The sequence below is a fragment of the Listeria booriae genome, from assembly GCF_000766865.1.
GTDB classification, from domain to species: Bacteria; Bacillota; Bacilli; order Lactobacillales; family Listeriaceae; genus Listeria_A; species Listeria_A booriae.
The window spans coordinates 281,615-295,433 of the sequence record NZ_JNFA01000025.1 but is presented as its reverse complement, the minus strand read 5'-3'; the positions used below and the strand labels follow the sequence as shown (position 1 = coordinate 295,433).

Sequence of the window (13,819 nt, the reverse complement as noted above, 5' to 3'; positions counted from 1 at the left end):
TTGAGAAGAATTGGCTTAGTGTGTGATTGTACTTGGGATACAGATAATGGTGTGGGAGTTCGGATTGAGAATGAAAAGGTAGAAGAAGTTGATTATCAAGATATCGTACTATGAATGAGGGACTGCTGGAATGGCAATTCCTTTGAGCAAAATATACAAGGAGTTATGAAGTTAAAACTGTATCGCAAAATTTATCTGGCTATCTAGTATTACCAATAGATTTTGAGATGAGAAAGTTAACATACTACGAGGTGATACTTATGAAAAAAACTGTAAAAGGTTCCAAATGGTTTTTAATCCTGGCAACTGTACTATGTCTCATACTATTAGTCATATCTGTGCTAACTTTTATACAAGAACGTTCGGCATTTAGCGTGTTTGCAATTATCATCGTTCTTGGTGTATTGCTAATGAATCTCATCTATTTCAAACAGGAAAACAAATAGGCAAGCCAACAGTAATAGTAGGTGCGACCATGGTCCTGCCTACTATTTTTTGTTCCACAATGACAAATACCGCAAACTCCGTCACAATTTCTCCACCCCTAAAACCCATATTCCATGTTATACTAATCTATGTGAATATATAAACAAAGGAGCCTCACAAAATGAAAAAAGCCGCACTCGCATGTATCGCATTGCTAACATTAGCCTTAACAGCATGCGCACAGCCAAATGCCCAATCTTCCGAACCAACTATAGATCCTAAAATACCAACAAATCAACCGCTAACCATCTACCAAGCCACCGACATCCACTACCTCTCCAACACTCTCACCGACGGCAAAGAGGCTTTCCAGACATACCTCGCAACGGGCGACGGCAAGCAACAGAACTACATCACTGAAATCACCGACGCTTTCGTACAAGATGTCATCCAGAAAAAGCCAGATGTACTAGTCTTGAGTGGCGATATTACAAACAATGGTGAGAAAGTAAGCCACGAAGAAATGGCCAAAAAACTAGCGAAAATCGAGAAGGCTGGTGTGCAAACCTACGTTGTTCCTGGTAATCATGACGTCCTAAACCCGTACGCGCGGAAATTCAAGGGTGACGAACAACTGAAGGCAAAAGATATTACCGCGGAAGAATTCGCCGAAATTTATCATCAGTCGGGCTACGATGAGGCGATTATGCGCGATGATTCCACGCTTAGTTACCTCGCGACGCCTTCTGCGGACACATGGCTGCTAATGCTGGACACGGCGGAATACGACAATAACAAACAGTTCGGCGCGCCTGAAACGAATGGATACATTAGTACGCAAACTTTTGCTTGGATTCAGAAATGTATGGATTTGGCGAAAAAACATGACGCGCAGCTTATTACGGTGACGCATCACAATTTGATGGATCATAGTGAGCTTTTAAATCACGGTTTTACCATTGTGCAAAATAAGGAGGCTGTGTCGCTTTTTGCGAAGAATGATGTGGCGCTGAATTTGAGTGGGCATGTGCATATTCAGGATATTCAGAAGAAAACGGTGGACGGTAAAACGATTTTTGATGTGGCGACGAGTTCGATGGCGATGTATCCGCAGCAATATGGTGTTATTCAGTATACGCCAAATCAAGGTTTGTCTTATAAAACGGCGCGTGTGGATGTTGAGAAATATGCGCGTGAGACGAACTCGAAAGACCCGAATTTGCTAGATTTTCAGCAGTATTCGAAGGACTATTTTGGGCAATTTAGTTATACGAAGTCGCTCAGTGAATTGTTTCAAAAAGGGAAATATGACCCAGATGATGTGGAGCAAATGGCAAAAACGATGGAGACGGCCAATTTTGCTTATTTCACGGGGGATAAGGGCTTTTTGAAGGATATTGAGAAGTCGCCTGGTTATGCGCTTTGGCAGAAGGCTGATGGCGAGTTTTTGACGAAATATATTGATACGATTGTGAAGAATCGGGATAAGAATGATGTGTCGCTCGTGATTCCTGAAAGCAGATAGTAGGCAATGCTCGGAATGTCATGCTATACTTAGTGAGAATGATTATCACTAGGGGGACGTATAATGAGTAAAAATATATCTGAAATTATCGTGGAACGCCGTAGTATCAAGCAAGTAGATGAGACACCGATTGCGCGTGAAGTTATTAATGAGATTCTGGAGAAAGCGGCTTATGCGCCTTTTCATAGTAAAATAGAACCGTGGCATGTTGCGGTATTGTCGACGGAAGCGGAGAAACGGCGCTTAGTTGAGGCAATTGTGGCTTCGATGGAACGAATGCAAGGTGAGCCGTTAACGCGGGAACGCCGCGATCAGATTCGTGCTGGGAATGAACGGAAAATCGTTGCGCCGCCTTATACGCTGATTGTGACGACGGACATTATTGGCAGTGGCAAGAAAGATTTCGAAGCGATTGCGGCGACCAGTGCTTTTGTTCAAAATATCCAACTTTTGGCGTGGGAGGTTGGTCTTGGTGTGCTTTGGCGGACGAATAATTTTATTTTTGATCCGGAGTTAGTGACGGAGCTTGGACTGGATGGTCAGCAAATTGTTGGCTGTTTGCAGATCACGCGTGTGAATGAAATCCCTGATGCCAAGCCACGCCGAGCGATGAATGACTGGGTGAAAGATTTAGGTGAGTAAGCAAAAATTATGCTCTGGCTATAGTAAATTGCTAGGGCTTTTTTGTTATTTTGTGGTACACTAAAGACACTACTATGTTGCGCGGCGAATTCGTAAACTGGGAGGAATTTTGATGGTCAATTATCATGGCAAGAAATTCAAGGTTGTCGAAAATTCGGATAATGGTGAGGTGTCTGAGAATACGATTTTTCACTATTTTCAGGATGATGATGTTATTTCGGGAACCTACTCGGGTGGTGAGATTGAGAACGGGACATTGATTGGGGTCGTGAATCCGGATGGTTCTTTGGATTTTCGCTATAATCATGTGAGTATTCACAAGCGTGTTCGGAGCGGAATGTGTCATTCTGTGCCGGAATTTTTGCCAAATGGGAAGTTACGTATGCACGAGGAATGGCAATGGAATGGCTTGGAGCGAGATTCAGGAAATTCGATTGTGGAAGAGATTTAAGTTATTGCAAGGGCTTGCCTTCTTGTGAAATAGTTAACGATTCTAAAAAAACAAAATATTTGTTGACATCTGATTTTTAAGATGGTAAGATACATCCAATCATAAAAATTATACAGTCCTTATTCAGAGTTGGGGGAGGAACCTGGTCCTTAGATCCCACAGCAACCTCTAGTGATAGAAAGGTGCTCATTCCAGCAGGCGAGCGTTTTTGGCCTGGCAGATAGGGAGAAGAGGAATCTCTTTTCCAAGATGGGAAGGAGGTTCTTTTTTGTTTTAATTCATAGTAATTACATCGGATATATAAGGTTTAAAAAGAAAGCAGGGATGAGATGGGAAAAATCGTGATTTTGTCTGGTAGTCCGTCGGTGAATTCGGGGACGGATAAGGTGCTAGGCTATGTGGGGAAGCTTTTGCAGGAGCGGGGAAGCGATGTTGTTTTTCACTCGGTGCGGGATTTTGAGGCGGAGACGTTAGTCAAAGCGGATTTTCAAAATGTGAGGATTCAGGGGTTAATTCGGGATATTGAAGGGGCGGATGGCGTGATTGTTGGTTCGCCGGTTTATAAGGCTTCGTATACGGGAGTTTTGAAGTCGGTGCTTGATTTGTTGCCTGAAAATATTTTGAAAAGTAAGGCTGTTCTGCCGATTATGTCTGGTGGTAGTAGTAGCCATGTGTTGGCGATTGATTTTGCGTTGAAGCCGTTGCTTGGTGTTTTGAAGGGTGAGGTTTTGCAAGGGGTTTATGTGGTGGATGCGCAGGTTGACAAGGAGGCGGAGGTGCCGATTGTGGATGTGGCGTTGGAGCGGCGCTTGGTGAGTCAGGTGGATGAGCTTGTTGGGGCGATTGCTCGAGTACGGCAAACGATTTAATTAAAGGGGGATTTTGAAGGATGGCGGAATCATTATCAGTGGTTGTTTGGACGAAGCAGGGGTGCCAGTATTGTGCGGAAGTGAAGGCGTATTTGGGGGAGCAGGGATTTGATTTTAAGGAAGTGGATGTGACGGATCATGATGAGCAGCGCGAGATTTTGCAGGCGAAGTACGGGGTTCGTTATGTTCCGGTAGTTGAGATTGGTCGCGGGCATACATACAAAGGGGTAACGGAATTGGGCTTGCCGGCGCTTAAAAAAGCTTTGGAGGAGGCGCAAAAATGGGATTTAGACTCAGTATTTTAGATCAAAGTCCGATTGCGGATGGAAAAAGTGGCTATGAGGCGTTGCAGCAAACGATTGCGCTCGCGGAAAAAGCGGAGGAGTGGGGATATCACAGGTTTTGGGTATCGGAGCATCATGATACGAAGTTGCTTGCTGGTGTTTCGCCTGAGGTATTGGTTTCGCATTTGTTGGCGCGGACGGAGCGGATTCGGGTTGGTTCGGGTGGCGTGATGCTGCAACATTATAGTGCGTATAAGGTTGCGGAAAACTTTCAATTGTTAGCTACGTTAGCGCCAAATCGAGTGGATTTAGGTGTTGGGAAGGCGCCTGGTGGTTTGCCGTTGTCGACGAAGGCGTTGCAGTATGGGCGCGGTGCTGGGACGGTGGATTTTGCGGAGCAGTTGACGTTGTTAAAACAGTTTGTGGATGATGCGGTTCCGGCGGATCATGTGCTGGCGGGGGTGCATGTGGACCCTGAGCCACCGACGAAACCTGAGATTTTCTTGTTGGGAGCGAGTACGGCGAGTGCTGAATTGGCTGCGAAACTTGGTGTGAATTTCTGTTTTGCGAAGTTTATTACGAGTGATGAGACGGTTTTGCGGGAGGCTGTGACGGCGTTTCGGACGAAGAATCGGAACGGGGAGTTTATTATTGCGATTCCGGTTTTGGCGGCGGATACGGAAAGTGAGGCGCAAAGCTTGGCTGGTGAGCAGAAGGTCGTGCGGGTGACGCTTGCGACGGGGGTATCGGTGACGGTGCAGACGGTGGCGCAGGCGGAGGAATTTGCGCGGCAGGCTGGTGAGACGGATTTCACGATTGAGGAGCGCGAGGCGAATATTATTGCGGGGACGCAGCAGCAGGTGAAGGCGGAGCTGGTACGGTTACGGGCGACGTTTGATGTGGATGAGTTTGTAATTCATACGCCGGTTGCGAGGCAGGACGCGAGATTTCGTTCGGTGCAGTTGATTAGTGAGGCGGTTTTGACGGCGGATGTGGTGAGATAAGAAGGGGGAATGTGAGAATGGGAAAAATAAAATTTGGTTTGATGTTGCACGGGCCTGGTGGGCATATGAATGCTTGGAAACATGAGAGTGTGCCGGCAGATGCGAGTGTGAATTTTGATTTTTATAAGGAGCAGACGTTGAAGGCGGAGCAGGCTGGTTTTACTTTTGCGTTTGTGGCGGATGGGTTGTTTATTAATGAAAAGTCGATTCCGCATTTCTTGAATCGGTTTGAGCCGTTGACGGTGCTTTCGGGGCTGGCGGCTGTGACATCGCGAATTGGTTTGGTTGGAACGCTTTCGACGTCGTATAGTGAGCCTTTTACGGTGGCGCGTCAGTTTGCATCGCTGGATTTTATTAGTGGTGGTCGTGCTGGCTGGAATGCGGTGACTTCGCCGCTTGAGCGTTCGGCGAATAATTATAGTAAGAAGACACACCCGCCGCATGCGTTGCGTTATGAGATTGCCGAGGAGCATTTGGAAGTCGTGAAGGGGCTTTGGGACTCGTGGGATGATGATGCGTTTGTGCGAAATCGGGAAACAGGACAGTTTTTTGATGAGGAAAAAGTGCATCGTTTGAATCATAAGGGGCAGTTTTTTGCGGTGGAAGGTCCGCTGAATATTGGGCGTTCGAAGCAGGGGCAGCCGTTGGTGTTTCAGGCGGGGTCTTCGGAACCTGGGAAGGACTTGGCGGCGAAGGAAGCGGATGCAGTGTTTACGAATGGTGGTTCGCTTGAGGAGGCGCAGGAGTTTTATCGGGATGTGAAGGCGCGGACGGTGGCCAATGGTCGTAGCGCGGATGAGATTAAGATTTTTCCTGGGGTGTCGCCGATTGTTGGGAAGACGCAGGATGAGGCGGATGCGAAATATGAGAAGATTAAGAATTTGGTTTCGGATGAGGAGGCACTCGCGTATTTGGGACGGTTCTTTGATCATTTTGAGTTCGGGAAATTCCCGCTAGATGAGCCGTTTCCTGATATTGGGACGGTTGGTGAGAATAGTTTTCGGGCGACAACGCGCAAAATTAAAGAGGATGCGAAACGTGAGAATTGGACGTTGCGTGAGACGGCTTTGCGGGTGACGACGCCAAAATCGGCTTTTGTGGGAACGCCGGATAGGATTGCGGATGAGTTGATTGCTTGGTTTGATGGGCAGGCGGCGGACGGTTTTATTTTTGCAACGCCAGTTTTGGCGGAGGGTCTGGATGATTTTGTTGCGGAAGTGCTGCCAATTTTGGAGGAACGTGGTTATTATGAGCGGGAATATGCGAGTGAGACGTTGCGTGGAAACTTGGATTTGCCGTTTAAAGTGAGTCGTTATGCTAATAAAGTGGAGGCGCAAAATTAAGGAGGAGTTTTTGTGGGGGATGTTATTCGGTTAGCTACGTTGGATGATGCGGCGATTGTGCATGATGTGTCGATTAGAGGGTATAAGCCGCTGAAGGATATGGATATTAAGTTTGTTGGAGCAACGGCGGATTTGGCGACGGTGGAGGAAAATATTCGTCGGAATGCGAATTATGTGTTGGAGCGAGATGGTCGGATTATTGCGACGGTAACGGTGGCTTTTCCGTGGGCGCTTGGTGAGCGTTCGATTCAGCCGTATCCATTTATTTGGTGGTTCGCGGTGGACCCAGAATTTAAGCGACAAGGGGTCGGGACGGCGCTTTTGGATTATGTGGAGCAACGTGTTTTGGTGGATCAGATTAAGGCGCCAGCGGTTTACTTGGCTACGGCGACGCGGCATCCTTGGCTCGTTTCGATTTATGAACATCGCGGCTATGTTGGCTTTTATGAGCATGAATATGAAGGCGATAATATTGTCTTTTTGCGCAAGGTTTTGAATGAGGAGCTTTTTGCGGAGTTGGGAAATGTGGAAGTGCTTGTAAATCAAGAATAAGGGGAGATTTGATGAAAAAATGGGTTTTTGGGGCTTTGTTAGTCGTGGCGAGTGGTGTGTTGCTCGCGGGTTGTGGACTCGGAACGGATACTGGGGCGTCTAGTGATGCGCTTACGAAGGATGGCAAGGACGTTAAGACGATTGTTGTTGGGACGGGAACGCAATTTCCGAATATCTGCTTTATTGATGATAAGGGAAATTTGACGGGATATGATGTGGAGCTTGTAAAGGCGCTGGATAAGAAGCTACCGCAGTACAAGTTTGAGTTTAAAACAATGGATTTTTCTAATTTATTACTGAGTTTGCAAACGAATAAAATCGACTTCGTGGCGCATCAGATGGAAGTAAACGATGAGCGGAAGGAGAAGTTTTTATTTAATAAGGAGCCGTATAATGTTTTTCCGTTGCAAGTGGCGGTGAACGAGAAGAATACGGACATAAAATCGGTCGCGGATTTGGCTGGTAAAACGGCAATTGTGAGTGCCACGAGTAATTCGGCGGTGTATTTGGAGAAGTACAACAAGGAACATGGCGACAAAATTAATATCGTGTATTCGGGAACTGGAAACAATGATGCGACGAATCAAATTAGAACTGGTCGCGCGGATGCTACGATTACAACACCGTTCGCGGTGAAATTGCTGAATGAGCAAGCGGACGCCCAGCAAAAAGTAGTTGGGGAACCTGTGCTGAATTCGAAAGTATATTTCTTATTGCGCAAAAATGAGTCGCAGTTATCGGACGATCTTGACGGGGCACTCAAGGAGTTGAAAGAAGAAGGCGTTGTGAGTAAGCTGAGCAAGAAATGGCTTGGTGCGGATTATTCGGTTGATTTTTAAAGTGAGGTGAGGTGCGAATGGGGAAGGCGTTTGATTGGCATTTGATTTTTGATTTCATTCCGACATTGTTGGAATATTTGATGGTAACGTTGCAAGTGTTGGTGTATGCGACGGTGATTGGGCTGATTTTGGGCATGATTTTGGCAGTCATTCGACTGTTTCGGGTGCCTGTGCTTAGCCAGCTCGTCGTCGTGTTCCTTTCGTTCATTCGCGGAACACCGATGTTGATTCAGTTATTTTTAGTATTTTACGGTTTACCGGCGTTGTTACTTGTGTTTGGTGTTGATATTTCGCGGATGGCACCGGCGTATTTCGTGATTATTACGTATGCGTTGCGGGATGGCGCGATTTTTTCAGAGATTTTCCGAAGTGCGATTAAGGGCGTGGATTATGGGCAAACGGAGGCTGCGATGTCGGTTGGCATGAGTCAGGCGCAGGGCTTTTTCCGGATTGTGTTGCCGCAGAGTGCGAGTATTGCTTTTCCGAATGTGGCGAACTCGGTCATTAGTTCATTGAAGGACACGTCGCTTGCGTTTACGATTGGGATTATGGATATGATGGGGCGCGGAGAAGCGTTGATTGCGGCTACAGCTCATGCGCTGGAAGTCTACATCGCGATGTCGATTATTTATTACGCGGTCGTTCTCATCTTGGAACAACTGGCAAAAGTATTTGAAAAACGTGCCAACCGTCATAAGGCGCCAGTCGTTGCGCTAGATTAAGAGAAAAGGAGGCGAAGTACGCGATGCAACTGGATTTTCCGTTTATTTGGGAGGCTTTTAAAGAGATTTTGACGGCGTTACCGCTCACGTTATTGCTCACATTTGTGCCGTTAGTTGTCGGTTTTCTCATTGGGCTTGGCGTTGCTTTGGCGCGAATTTACCGTACGCCGGGCGTGTATCATGTGGCGAATGGCTATGTGTCCTTTGTTCGGGGGACGCCGATTGTGATGCATATTATGCTGATTTATTTTGGTTTACCGCTCTTGCTTGATACGCTTTCAAAACGGTACGACTGGACGTTCAATATTAACAGTGTGCCAATTACTATTTTTGTACTGATTGCGTTGTCGCTTAGCGCGGGAGCTTATCTTTCTGAAATTATCCGTTCTGGCATTGTTGCTGTACCAAGTGGCCAAATGGAGGCAGGTTATTCCGTCGGGATGACGAAATTCCAAGTGATGACGCGGATTATTTTACCGCAGGCGCTAGCGCAGTCGATTCCGAATTTGACGAATATCGTGGTTGGCTTTTTGCAAGCTTCGTCGATTGCTTTTCTCGTCTCGGTCAAAGAAATTACGGGAACGGCGCAAATCGTGGCTTCTAGCAATTTGAAGTTTCTCGAAGCATTTATCGCGGCAGGCTTGCTTTATTGGGGCGTCACCATCATTATCGAGCTCGCCGCGTCACTGATTGACCGCAAAGCCACGGCCTATAATCGAGGAGGGATTGGATGATCCGCTTACAAGGAATAAAAAAACAGTTCGGAAAACAAGAAGTGCTAAAAGGCATTGACTTAACGATAAACAAAGGCGAGGTAATCACGATTCTAGGCCCCAGCGGCTCTGGCAAAACGACCTTACTTCGCTGCCTCAATTACTTAGAAAAACCAAACGGTGGCACAATCGAAATCGGTCATGTGACGGTAGCCACCGAAAAAGCGACTAAAAAAGACATCATTGCGCTACGGAAACAAACAGCGATGGTATTCCAACATTATAATTTATTCGCCCATAAAACGGTCATCCAAAACGTGATGGAAGGCTTAATCGTCGCTCAAAAAGTGAAAAAAGCAGAGGCTAGAGCTAGAAGTGAAGCCATTTTAGCAAAAGTTGGACTTGGTGATAAATTAGATTTTTATCCGAGTCAGCTTTCAGGTGGACAGCAGCAACGCGTTGGTATTGCTCGTGCGTTAGTTTTGAATCCAGAGGTTATTCTTTTTGATGAGCCTACTTCAGCGCTTGATCCCGAGCTTGTCGGTGAGGTTTTGGCGGTTATTAAAGCGATTGCGGAGGAAGGAATGACGATGGTTGTGGTGACACATGAAATGCAATTTGCAAAAGAAGTGTCGGATCATGTGTTGTTTATGGCGGATGGTGTTGTGGTAGAAGAAGGAAGTCCGGCTGAACTATTTGGAGCACCGAAGCAAGAACGAACACGCCAATTTTTGCGTCGGATTTCTGGGGACGTCTCTGTCACGCCAGTTGTTGTTCCAGTACCAGAAGAATGGCCGAAAGCATCGACAGCCTACTAAAAGTCGCTTTTTTACTCTTTACCTTTACTAGGAAATATGCTATCATAAAAGGTAGTCAAAAAGAGGACGGTTTTAGGAGGAAAGAGCATGAATACAGCGTTAACAGTTTTACTTGTTATTGTATCTATATTGTTAATCATCGTAGTTGTTCTTCAGCCAGGTAAGAGTAACGGGTTATCCGGAGCAATCTCTGGTGGAGCAGAAGAGCTATTTGGTAAACAAAAAGCAAGAGGTTTAGAACGTATCTTGCATCGCACAACGATTGTTTTAGCAGTAATATTCTTTGCAATCTTAATTGCTTTAGGATTTTTCTTGTAATTATAAACGTGATGACTCCACCTTAATTCTTTGGGTGGGGTTTTTTTATTTGGAGATAAGCGCTTATTCAAGTATGGTCAGGTGAACTTCAATTCCTTCTTTTTGAAATTTGGGTCTATAGAAGGTACACTAGTAACAATGATATTTTATAGAACGAAGGGGATTTTTGATATGAAGATGAAGGCGCCACAGCCATTTTTATTTGAGACAGGGAAACGGGCGGTATTGTTGCTGCACGGGTTTACGGGAAGTTCGGCGGATGTGCGGATGTTAGGGCGATTTTTGCAGGATAATCATTATACGTGTTACGCGCCGCAGTACAAAGGGCACGGTGTTTCGCCGGATGTATTGTTGACGACGGGGCCGGATGATTGGTGGCAGGATGTGCTCGATGCGTATGACCATTTGAAATCGCTTGGTTATGAGGAGATTGCAGTGGCTGGGTTGTCGCTTGGTGGGTTGTTCTCGCTGAAACTGGGATATAATCGGCCGCTCAAAGGGATTGTGGCGATGAGTACGCCGACGCGGATGGATAGTTCTTCGCCGATTATTCAAGGATTCTTAGACTATGTGCGAAATTATAAGAAGTATGAAGGCAAAACGCCAGAGCAGATTGATGCGGAAATGCTTGCTTATGCGGATGCACCGATGGACACGATTGCGAAGCTAAAAGATGAGATTAATGAGGTTATTCCGCAAATTGATCTGATTTATGCGCCGATTATGGTTGTTCAAGGAAAAAAAGATCAGATGGTAGATGTAAATGGTGCGGAATTGATTTATAATAAGGTAGAGTCAGAACAAAAGGAACTGAATTGGTACGAGAATTCTGGACATGTAATTACGATTGATAAGGAAAAGGCGCAGTTGCAAGATGATATTTTAGCCTTTTTAAATACGCTCGATTGGCATGTTTAAGTTTTTGAAAGAGAGAGGAGGGAAACAATGAAGAAAATTGAAGAGAGATTATTAGATTTTATGAAGGAATCGCCGAAAACGACATTTTCATTAGATGATTTAGAAGCGGAAATGGCGTTGCAAGATGCGGACGATTTTAAGGCGATGGTGAAGTCGCTTGTTGCGATGGAGGATCGTGGGGATGTGATTCGGACGAAGAAGAATCGCTATGCGTTGCCGAAGGAACTGGATTTTGTGAAGGGGACTTTCCGGGCGCATGAGAAGGGATTTGGATTTGTTCTTCCTGAAGAGCAGGATATGGATGATATTTTTATTCCGCCGACGCAAGTGAATAATGCGATGAACGGGGACGTTGTTTTTGCGAATATCACGAAGATTAAGGGTGATAATTTAGCAGAAGGAACGATTCACAAAATTGTGGAACGCAAAACGTCGCAAATTGTTGGTACGTATATGGAGGATTTGATTGGAGAACCGATTGTGATTCCTGATGATAAACGGACATTTGGCGAGGTGGAAATTGATCTTGATAATGGTTTGAAACCTGTCGATGGCCATAAGGTTATCGTTGAATTGACGGACTATCCGAAGAACCATAGCCGTGCGCGTGGTATTGTGAAAATGATTATTGGGCATCGGAATGATCCGGGTGTCGATATTTTATCGATTATTCATAAACATGGGATTCCGATTGCTTTTCCGGATGATGTGATGGAGCAGGCGAATGCGGTTCCAGCGGAGATTGCGGAAAGTGAAATCGGTGAGCGCCGCGACTTGCGTGATGAAGTGATTATTACGATTGATGGCGCGGATGCGAAAGATTTGGATGATGCGGTAACGGTGACGAAATTGCCAAATGGTAATTATAAGCTTGGCGTGCATATTGCGGATGTAAGTTCGTATGTGACGGAGGGCTCGGCGCTGGATCGTGAGGCATTTGAGCGTGGCACGAGTGTGTATTTAGTGGATCGGGTTATTCCGATGATTCCGCATCGTTTGTCGAACGGGATTTGTTCGTTAAATCCGCATGTGGACCGCTTTACGATGTCTTGTGAAATGGAAATTGATGAGACGGGTACTGTTGTTTCGCATGAGATTTTTGAAAGTGTGATTAAAACAACGGAGCGTATGACGTATTCGGATGTTAATGATATTTTAGTGCAGGAAGATGCCGTACTACGTGAGAAATATGCGGCGATTGTGCCGATGTTAGAGGAAATGCATGCGTTGTCGCGGATTTTGCATAAGAAACGGGACGCGCGTGGGGCTATTGATTTTGATTTTAAAGAAGCGCGTATTGTGGTGGATGATGACGGGCATCCGACGGGCGTTGTGACGCGGGAACGGTCTGCTGGTGAGCGCTTGATTGAAGAGTTCATGTTGGCGGCCAATGAGAGCGTTGCGGAGCATTTTTATTGGATGCAAGTGCCGTTTATTTACCGTATCCATGAAAATCCGCGTGAAGAGAAGTTGCAGCGTTTCTTTGAATTTATTACGAATTTTGGCTTGATTGTGAAGGGAACGGCGAATGATGTGCATCCGCGGGCTTTGCAGCAAGTTTTGGATGAGGTAAAAGGTAAACCGGAAGAAATGGTTGTGTCAACGATTATGTTGCGTTCGATGCAACAAGCGAAATATGATACGGCGAACATGGGTCACTTTGGCTTGTCAACGGAGTATTATACGCATTTCACATCTCCGATTCGTCGTTATCCGGATTTGATTGTCCATCGTTTAATTCGTGAGTATTTGATACATGGCAACATTGATGATGCGACGCTTGCGAAATGGGGCGAACGTCTTCCAGAAATCGCCGAGCATACATCAAAAATGGAACGTCGCGCTGTGGAGGCAGAACGTGAAACGGATGAACTGAAGAAAACGGAATACATGGTGCAACATGTGGGTGAAATTTTCAAAGGTATTATTAGTTCGGTGACGAATTTTGGCTTGTTTATTGAATTGCCAAATACGATTGAAGGGCTTGTACATGTGAGCACGATGAAGGGCGACTACTTCCAGTTTCATCAGAACCAGTTAGCGATGATTGGGGAGCGAACAGGGCAGGTTTACCGGATTGGCGATGAAGTCGAAGTTGAGGTAACGAAGGTCGATGTAGACCACCGCGAAATCGATTTTGCTTTGCGCAGTCTTGGTAAAGAATCGCCAGGCTTTAAACGGAACAAGAAAACCGTGGAAGTCTCCAAATCATTTAAGAAAAATAAAGGTCGTCCAGGTGGCGGCGATAAGAAACGAAATGACGGACCATCGCGTAAGAAAGAAAAAGACGAGGGCGAATGGTACGCAAAACCGAAGAAGAAAAAGAAAAAACCATTTTACCAAGGTGTGGCAAAAGGTACGAAATCGAAGAAGCCGCGCCGTTAGAAGGGAAGAT

General features: G+C 45.8%; 16 protein-coding genes and 1 riboswitch. All 16 genes read left to right on the top strand.

The window, feature by feature from the left end:
- The 16 genes from EP57_RS17390 (at position 1) to rnr (ending at position 13,809) form a co-directional block, all read left to right on the top strand.
- Complete coding sequence (locus tag EP57_RS17390) at positions 1 to 114, top strand: DUF6985 domain-containing protein (protein WP_420912084.1); 114 nt, start codon at positions 1 to 3, stop codon at positions 112 to 114.
- Positions 115 to 607: 493 nt separating this feature from the next.
- A complete protein-coding gene (locus EP57_RS12630; RefSeq protein ID WP_052167682.1) occupies positions 608 to 1,951 on the top strand; it encodes a metallophosphoesterase in 1,344 nt (447 codons plus the stop codon).
- Positions 1,952 to 2,014: 63 nt separating this feature from the next.
- Complete coding sequence (locus tag EP57_RS12625) at positions 2,015 to 2,593, top strand: nitroreductase family protein (protein WP_036087226.1); 579 nt, start codon at positions 2,015 to 2,017, stop codon at positions 2,591 to 2,593.
- Positions 2,594 to 2,705: 112 nt separating this feature from the next.
- Complete coding sequence (locus EP57_RS12620; protein ID WP_036087225.1) at positions 2,706 to 3,044, top strand: avidin-fold protein; 339 nt, start codon at positions 2,706 to 2,708, stop codon at positions 3,042 to 3,044.
- 116 nt (positions 3,045 to 3,160) lie between these two features.
- A riboswitch (SAM riboswitch) is annotated at positions 3,161 to 3,271 on the top strand.
- 102 nt (positions 3,272 to 3,373) lie between these two features.
- Entirely contained in the window at positions 3,374 to 3,913 is a 540-nt protein-coding gene (ssuE, locus tag EP57_RS12615; RefSeq protein WP_036087224.1) for an NADPH-dependent FMN reductase, read from the top strand.
- 20 nt (positions 3,914 to 3,933) lie between these two features.
- Positions 3,934 to 4,218 carry a glutaredoxin family protein gene (locus EP57_RS12610; protein WP_036087223.1) on the top strand — a complete coding sequence of 95 codons (285 nt, stop codon included), beginning with the start codon at positions 3,934 to 3,936 and terminating at the stop codon, positions 4,216 to 4,218.
- On the top strand, positions 4,194 to 5,201 hold the full coding sequence (locus EP57_RS12605; RefSeq protein ID WP_036087222.1) for an LLM class flavin-dependent oxidoreductase: 1,008 nt from the start codon (positions 4,194 to 4,196) through the stop codon (positions 5,199 to 5,201). The genes EP57_RS12610 and EP57_RS12605 overlap by 25 nt, the downstream gene beginning before the upstream one ends.
- 17 nt (positions 5,202 to 5,218) lie before the next feature.
- On the top strand, positions 5,219 to 6,544 hold the full coding sequence (locus EP57_RS12600; RefSeq protein WP_036087221.1) for an LLM class flavin-dependent oxidoreductase: 1,326 nt from the start codon (positions 5,219 to 5,221) through the stop codon (positions 6,542 to 6,544).
- A gap of 12 nt (positions 6,545 to 6,556) precedes the next feature.
- Positions 6,557 to 7,096, top strand: a complete 540-nt coding sequence (locus tag EP57_RS12595; protein WP_036087220.1) for a GNAT family N-acetyltransferase — start codon at positions 6,557 to 6,559, stop codon at positions 7,094 to 7,096.
- An 11-nt stretch (positions 7,097 to 7,107) separates the two neighbouring features.
- On the top strand, positions 7,108 to 7,935 hold the full coding sequence (locus EP57_RS12590) for an amino acid ABC transporter substrate-binding protein (RefSeq protein WP_036087219.1): 828 nt from the start codon (positions 7,108 to 7,110) through the stop codon (positions 7,933 to 7,935).
- A gap of 17 nt (positions 7,936 to 7,952) precedes the next feature.
- Entirely contained in the window at positions 7,953 to 8,657 is a 705-nt protein-coding gene (locus EP57_RS12585; RefSeq protein WP_036087218.1) for an amino acid ABC transporter permease, read from the top strand.
- Between the two features lie 23 nt (positions 8,658 to 8,680).
- The gene (locus EP57_RS12580) at positions 8,681 to 9,391 is read left to right on the top strand and encodes an amino acid ABC transporter permease (protein WP_036087217.1); all 711 of its coding nucleotides are present in this window, start codon (positions 8,681 to 8,683) and stop codon (positions 9,389 to 9,391) included.
- The gene (locus EP57_RS12575) at positions 9,388 to 10,188 is read left to right on the top strand and encodes an amino acid ABC transporter ATP-binding protein (RefSeq protein WP_052167681.1); all 801 of its coding nucleotides are present in this window, start codon (positions 9,388 to 9,390) and stop codon (positions 10,186 to 10,188) included. Before EP57_RS12580 ends, EP57_RS12575 begins: the two co-directional genes overlap by 4 nt.
- A gap of 87 nt (positions 10,189 to 10,275) precedes the next feature.
- Positions 10,276 to 10,506, top strand: a complete 231-nt coding sequence (gene secG / locus EP57_RS12570; RefSeq protein ID WP_036087216.1) for a preprotein translocase subunit SecG — start codon at positions 10,276 to 10,278, stop codon at positions 10,504 to 10,506.
- Positions 10,507 to 10,677: 171 nt separating this feature from the next.
- Positions 10,678 to 11,424: an alpha/beta hydrolase gene (locus tag EP57_RS12565; protein WP_036087215.1), complete on the top strand. Its 747-nt coding sequence runs from the start codon at positions 10,678 to 10,680 to the stop codon at positions 11,422 to 11,424.
- 27 nt (positions 11,425 to 11,451) lie between these two features.
- Positions 11,452 to 13,809: a ribonuclease R gene (rnr, locus tag EP57_RS12560; RefSeq protein ID WP_036087214.1), complete on the top strand. Its 2,358-nt coding sequence runs from the start codon at positions 11,452 to 11,454 to the stop codon at positions 13,807 to 13,809.
- Positions 13,810 to 13,819 lie beyond the last annotated feature (10 nt).

Bases quoted from the DNA above. Each gene is read 5' to 3' on its own strand.
- EP57_RS12575 (WP_052167681.1), top strand. From the start codon at position 9,388: ATGATCCGCTTACAAGGAATAAAAAAACAGTTCGGAAAACAAGAAGTG.
- rnr (WP_036087214.1), top strand. From the start codon at position 11,452: ATGAAGAAAATTGAAGAGAGATTATTAGATTTTATGAAGGAATCGCCG.
- EP57_RS12590 (WP_036087219.1), top strand. From the start codon at position 7,108: ATGAAAAAATGGGTTTTTGGGGCTTTGTTAGTCGTGGCGAGTGGTGTG.
- EP57_RS12600 (WP_036087221.1), top strand. From the start codon at position 5,219: ATGGGAAAAATAAAATTTGGTTTGATGTTGCACGGGCCTGGTGGGCAT.
- EP57_RS12605 (WP_036087222.1), top strand. From the start codon at position 4,194: ATGGGATTTAGACTCAGTATTTTAGATCAAAGTCCGATTGCGGATGGA.
- EP57_RS12610 (WP_036087223.1), top strand. From the start codon at position 3,934: ATGGCGGAATCATTATCAGTGGTTGTTTGGACGAAGCAGGGGTGCCAG.
- EP57_RS12565 (WP_036087215.1), top strand. From the start codon at position 10,678: ATGAAGATGAAGGCGCCACAGCCATTTTTATTTGAGACAGGGAAACGG.
- EP57_RS12585 (WP_036087218.1), top strand. From the start codon at position 7,953: ATGGGGAAGGCGTTTGATTGGCATTTGATTTTTGATTTCATTCCGACA.
- EP57_RS12625 (WP_036087226.1), top strand. From the start codon at position 2,015: ATGAGTAAAAATATATCTGAAATTATCGTGGAACGCCGTAGTATCAAG.
- ssuE (WP_036087224.1), top strand. From the start codon at position 3,374: ATGGGAAAAATCGTGATTTTGTCTGGTAGTCCGTCGGTGAATTCGGGG.
- secG (WP_036087216.1), top strand. From the start codon at position 10,276: ATGAATACAGCGTTAACAGTTTTACTTGTTATTGTATCTATATTGTTA.
- EP57_RS12580 (WP_036087217.1), top strand. From the start codon at position 8,681: ATGCAACTGGATTTTCCGTTTATTTGGGAGGCTTTTAAAGAGATTTTG.
- EP57_RS12630 (WP_052167682.1), top strand. From the start codon at position 608: ATGAAAAAAGCCGCACTCGCATGTATCGCATTGCTAACATTAGCCTTA.
- EP57_RS12620 (WP_036087225.1), top strand. From the start codon at position 2,706: ATGGTCAATTATCATGGCAAGAAATTCAAGGTTGTCGAAAATTCGGAT.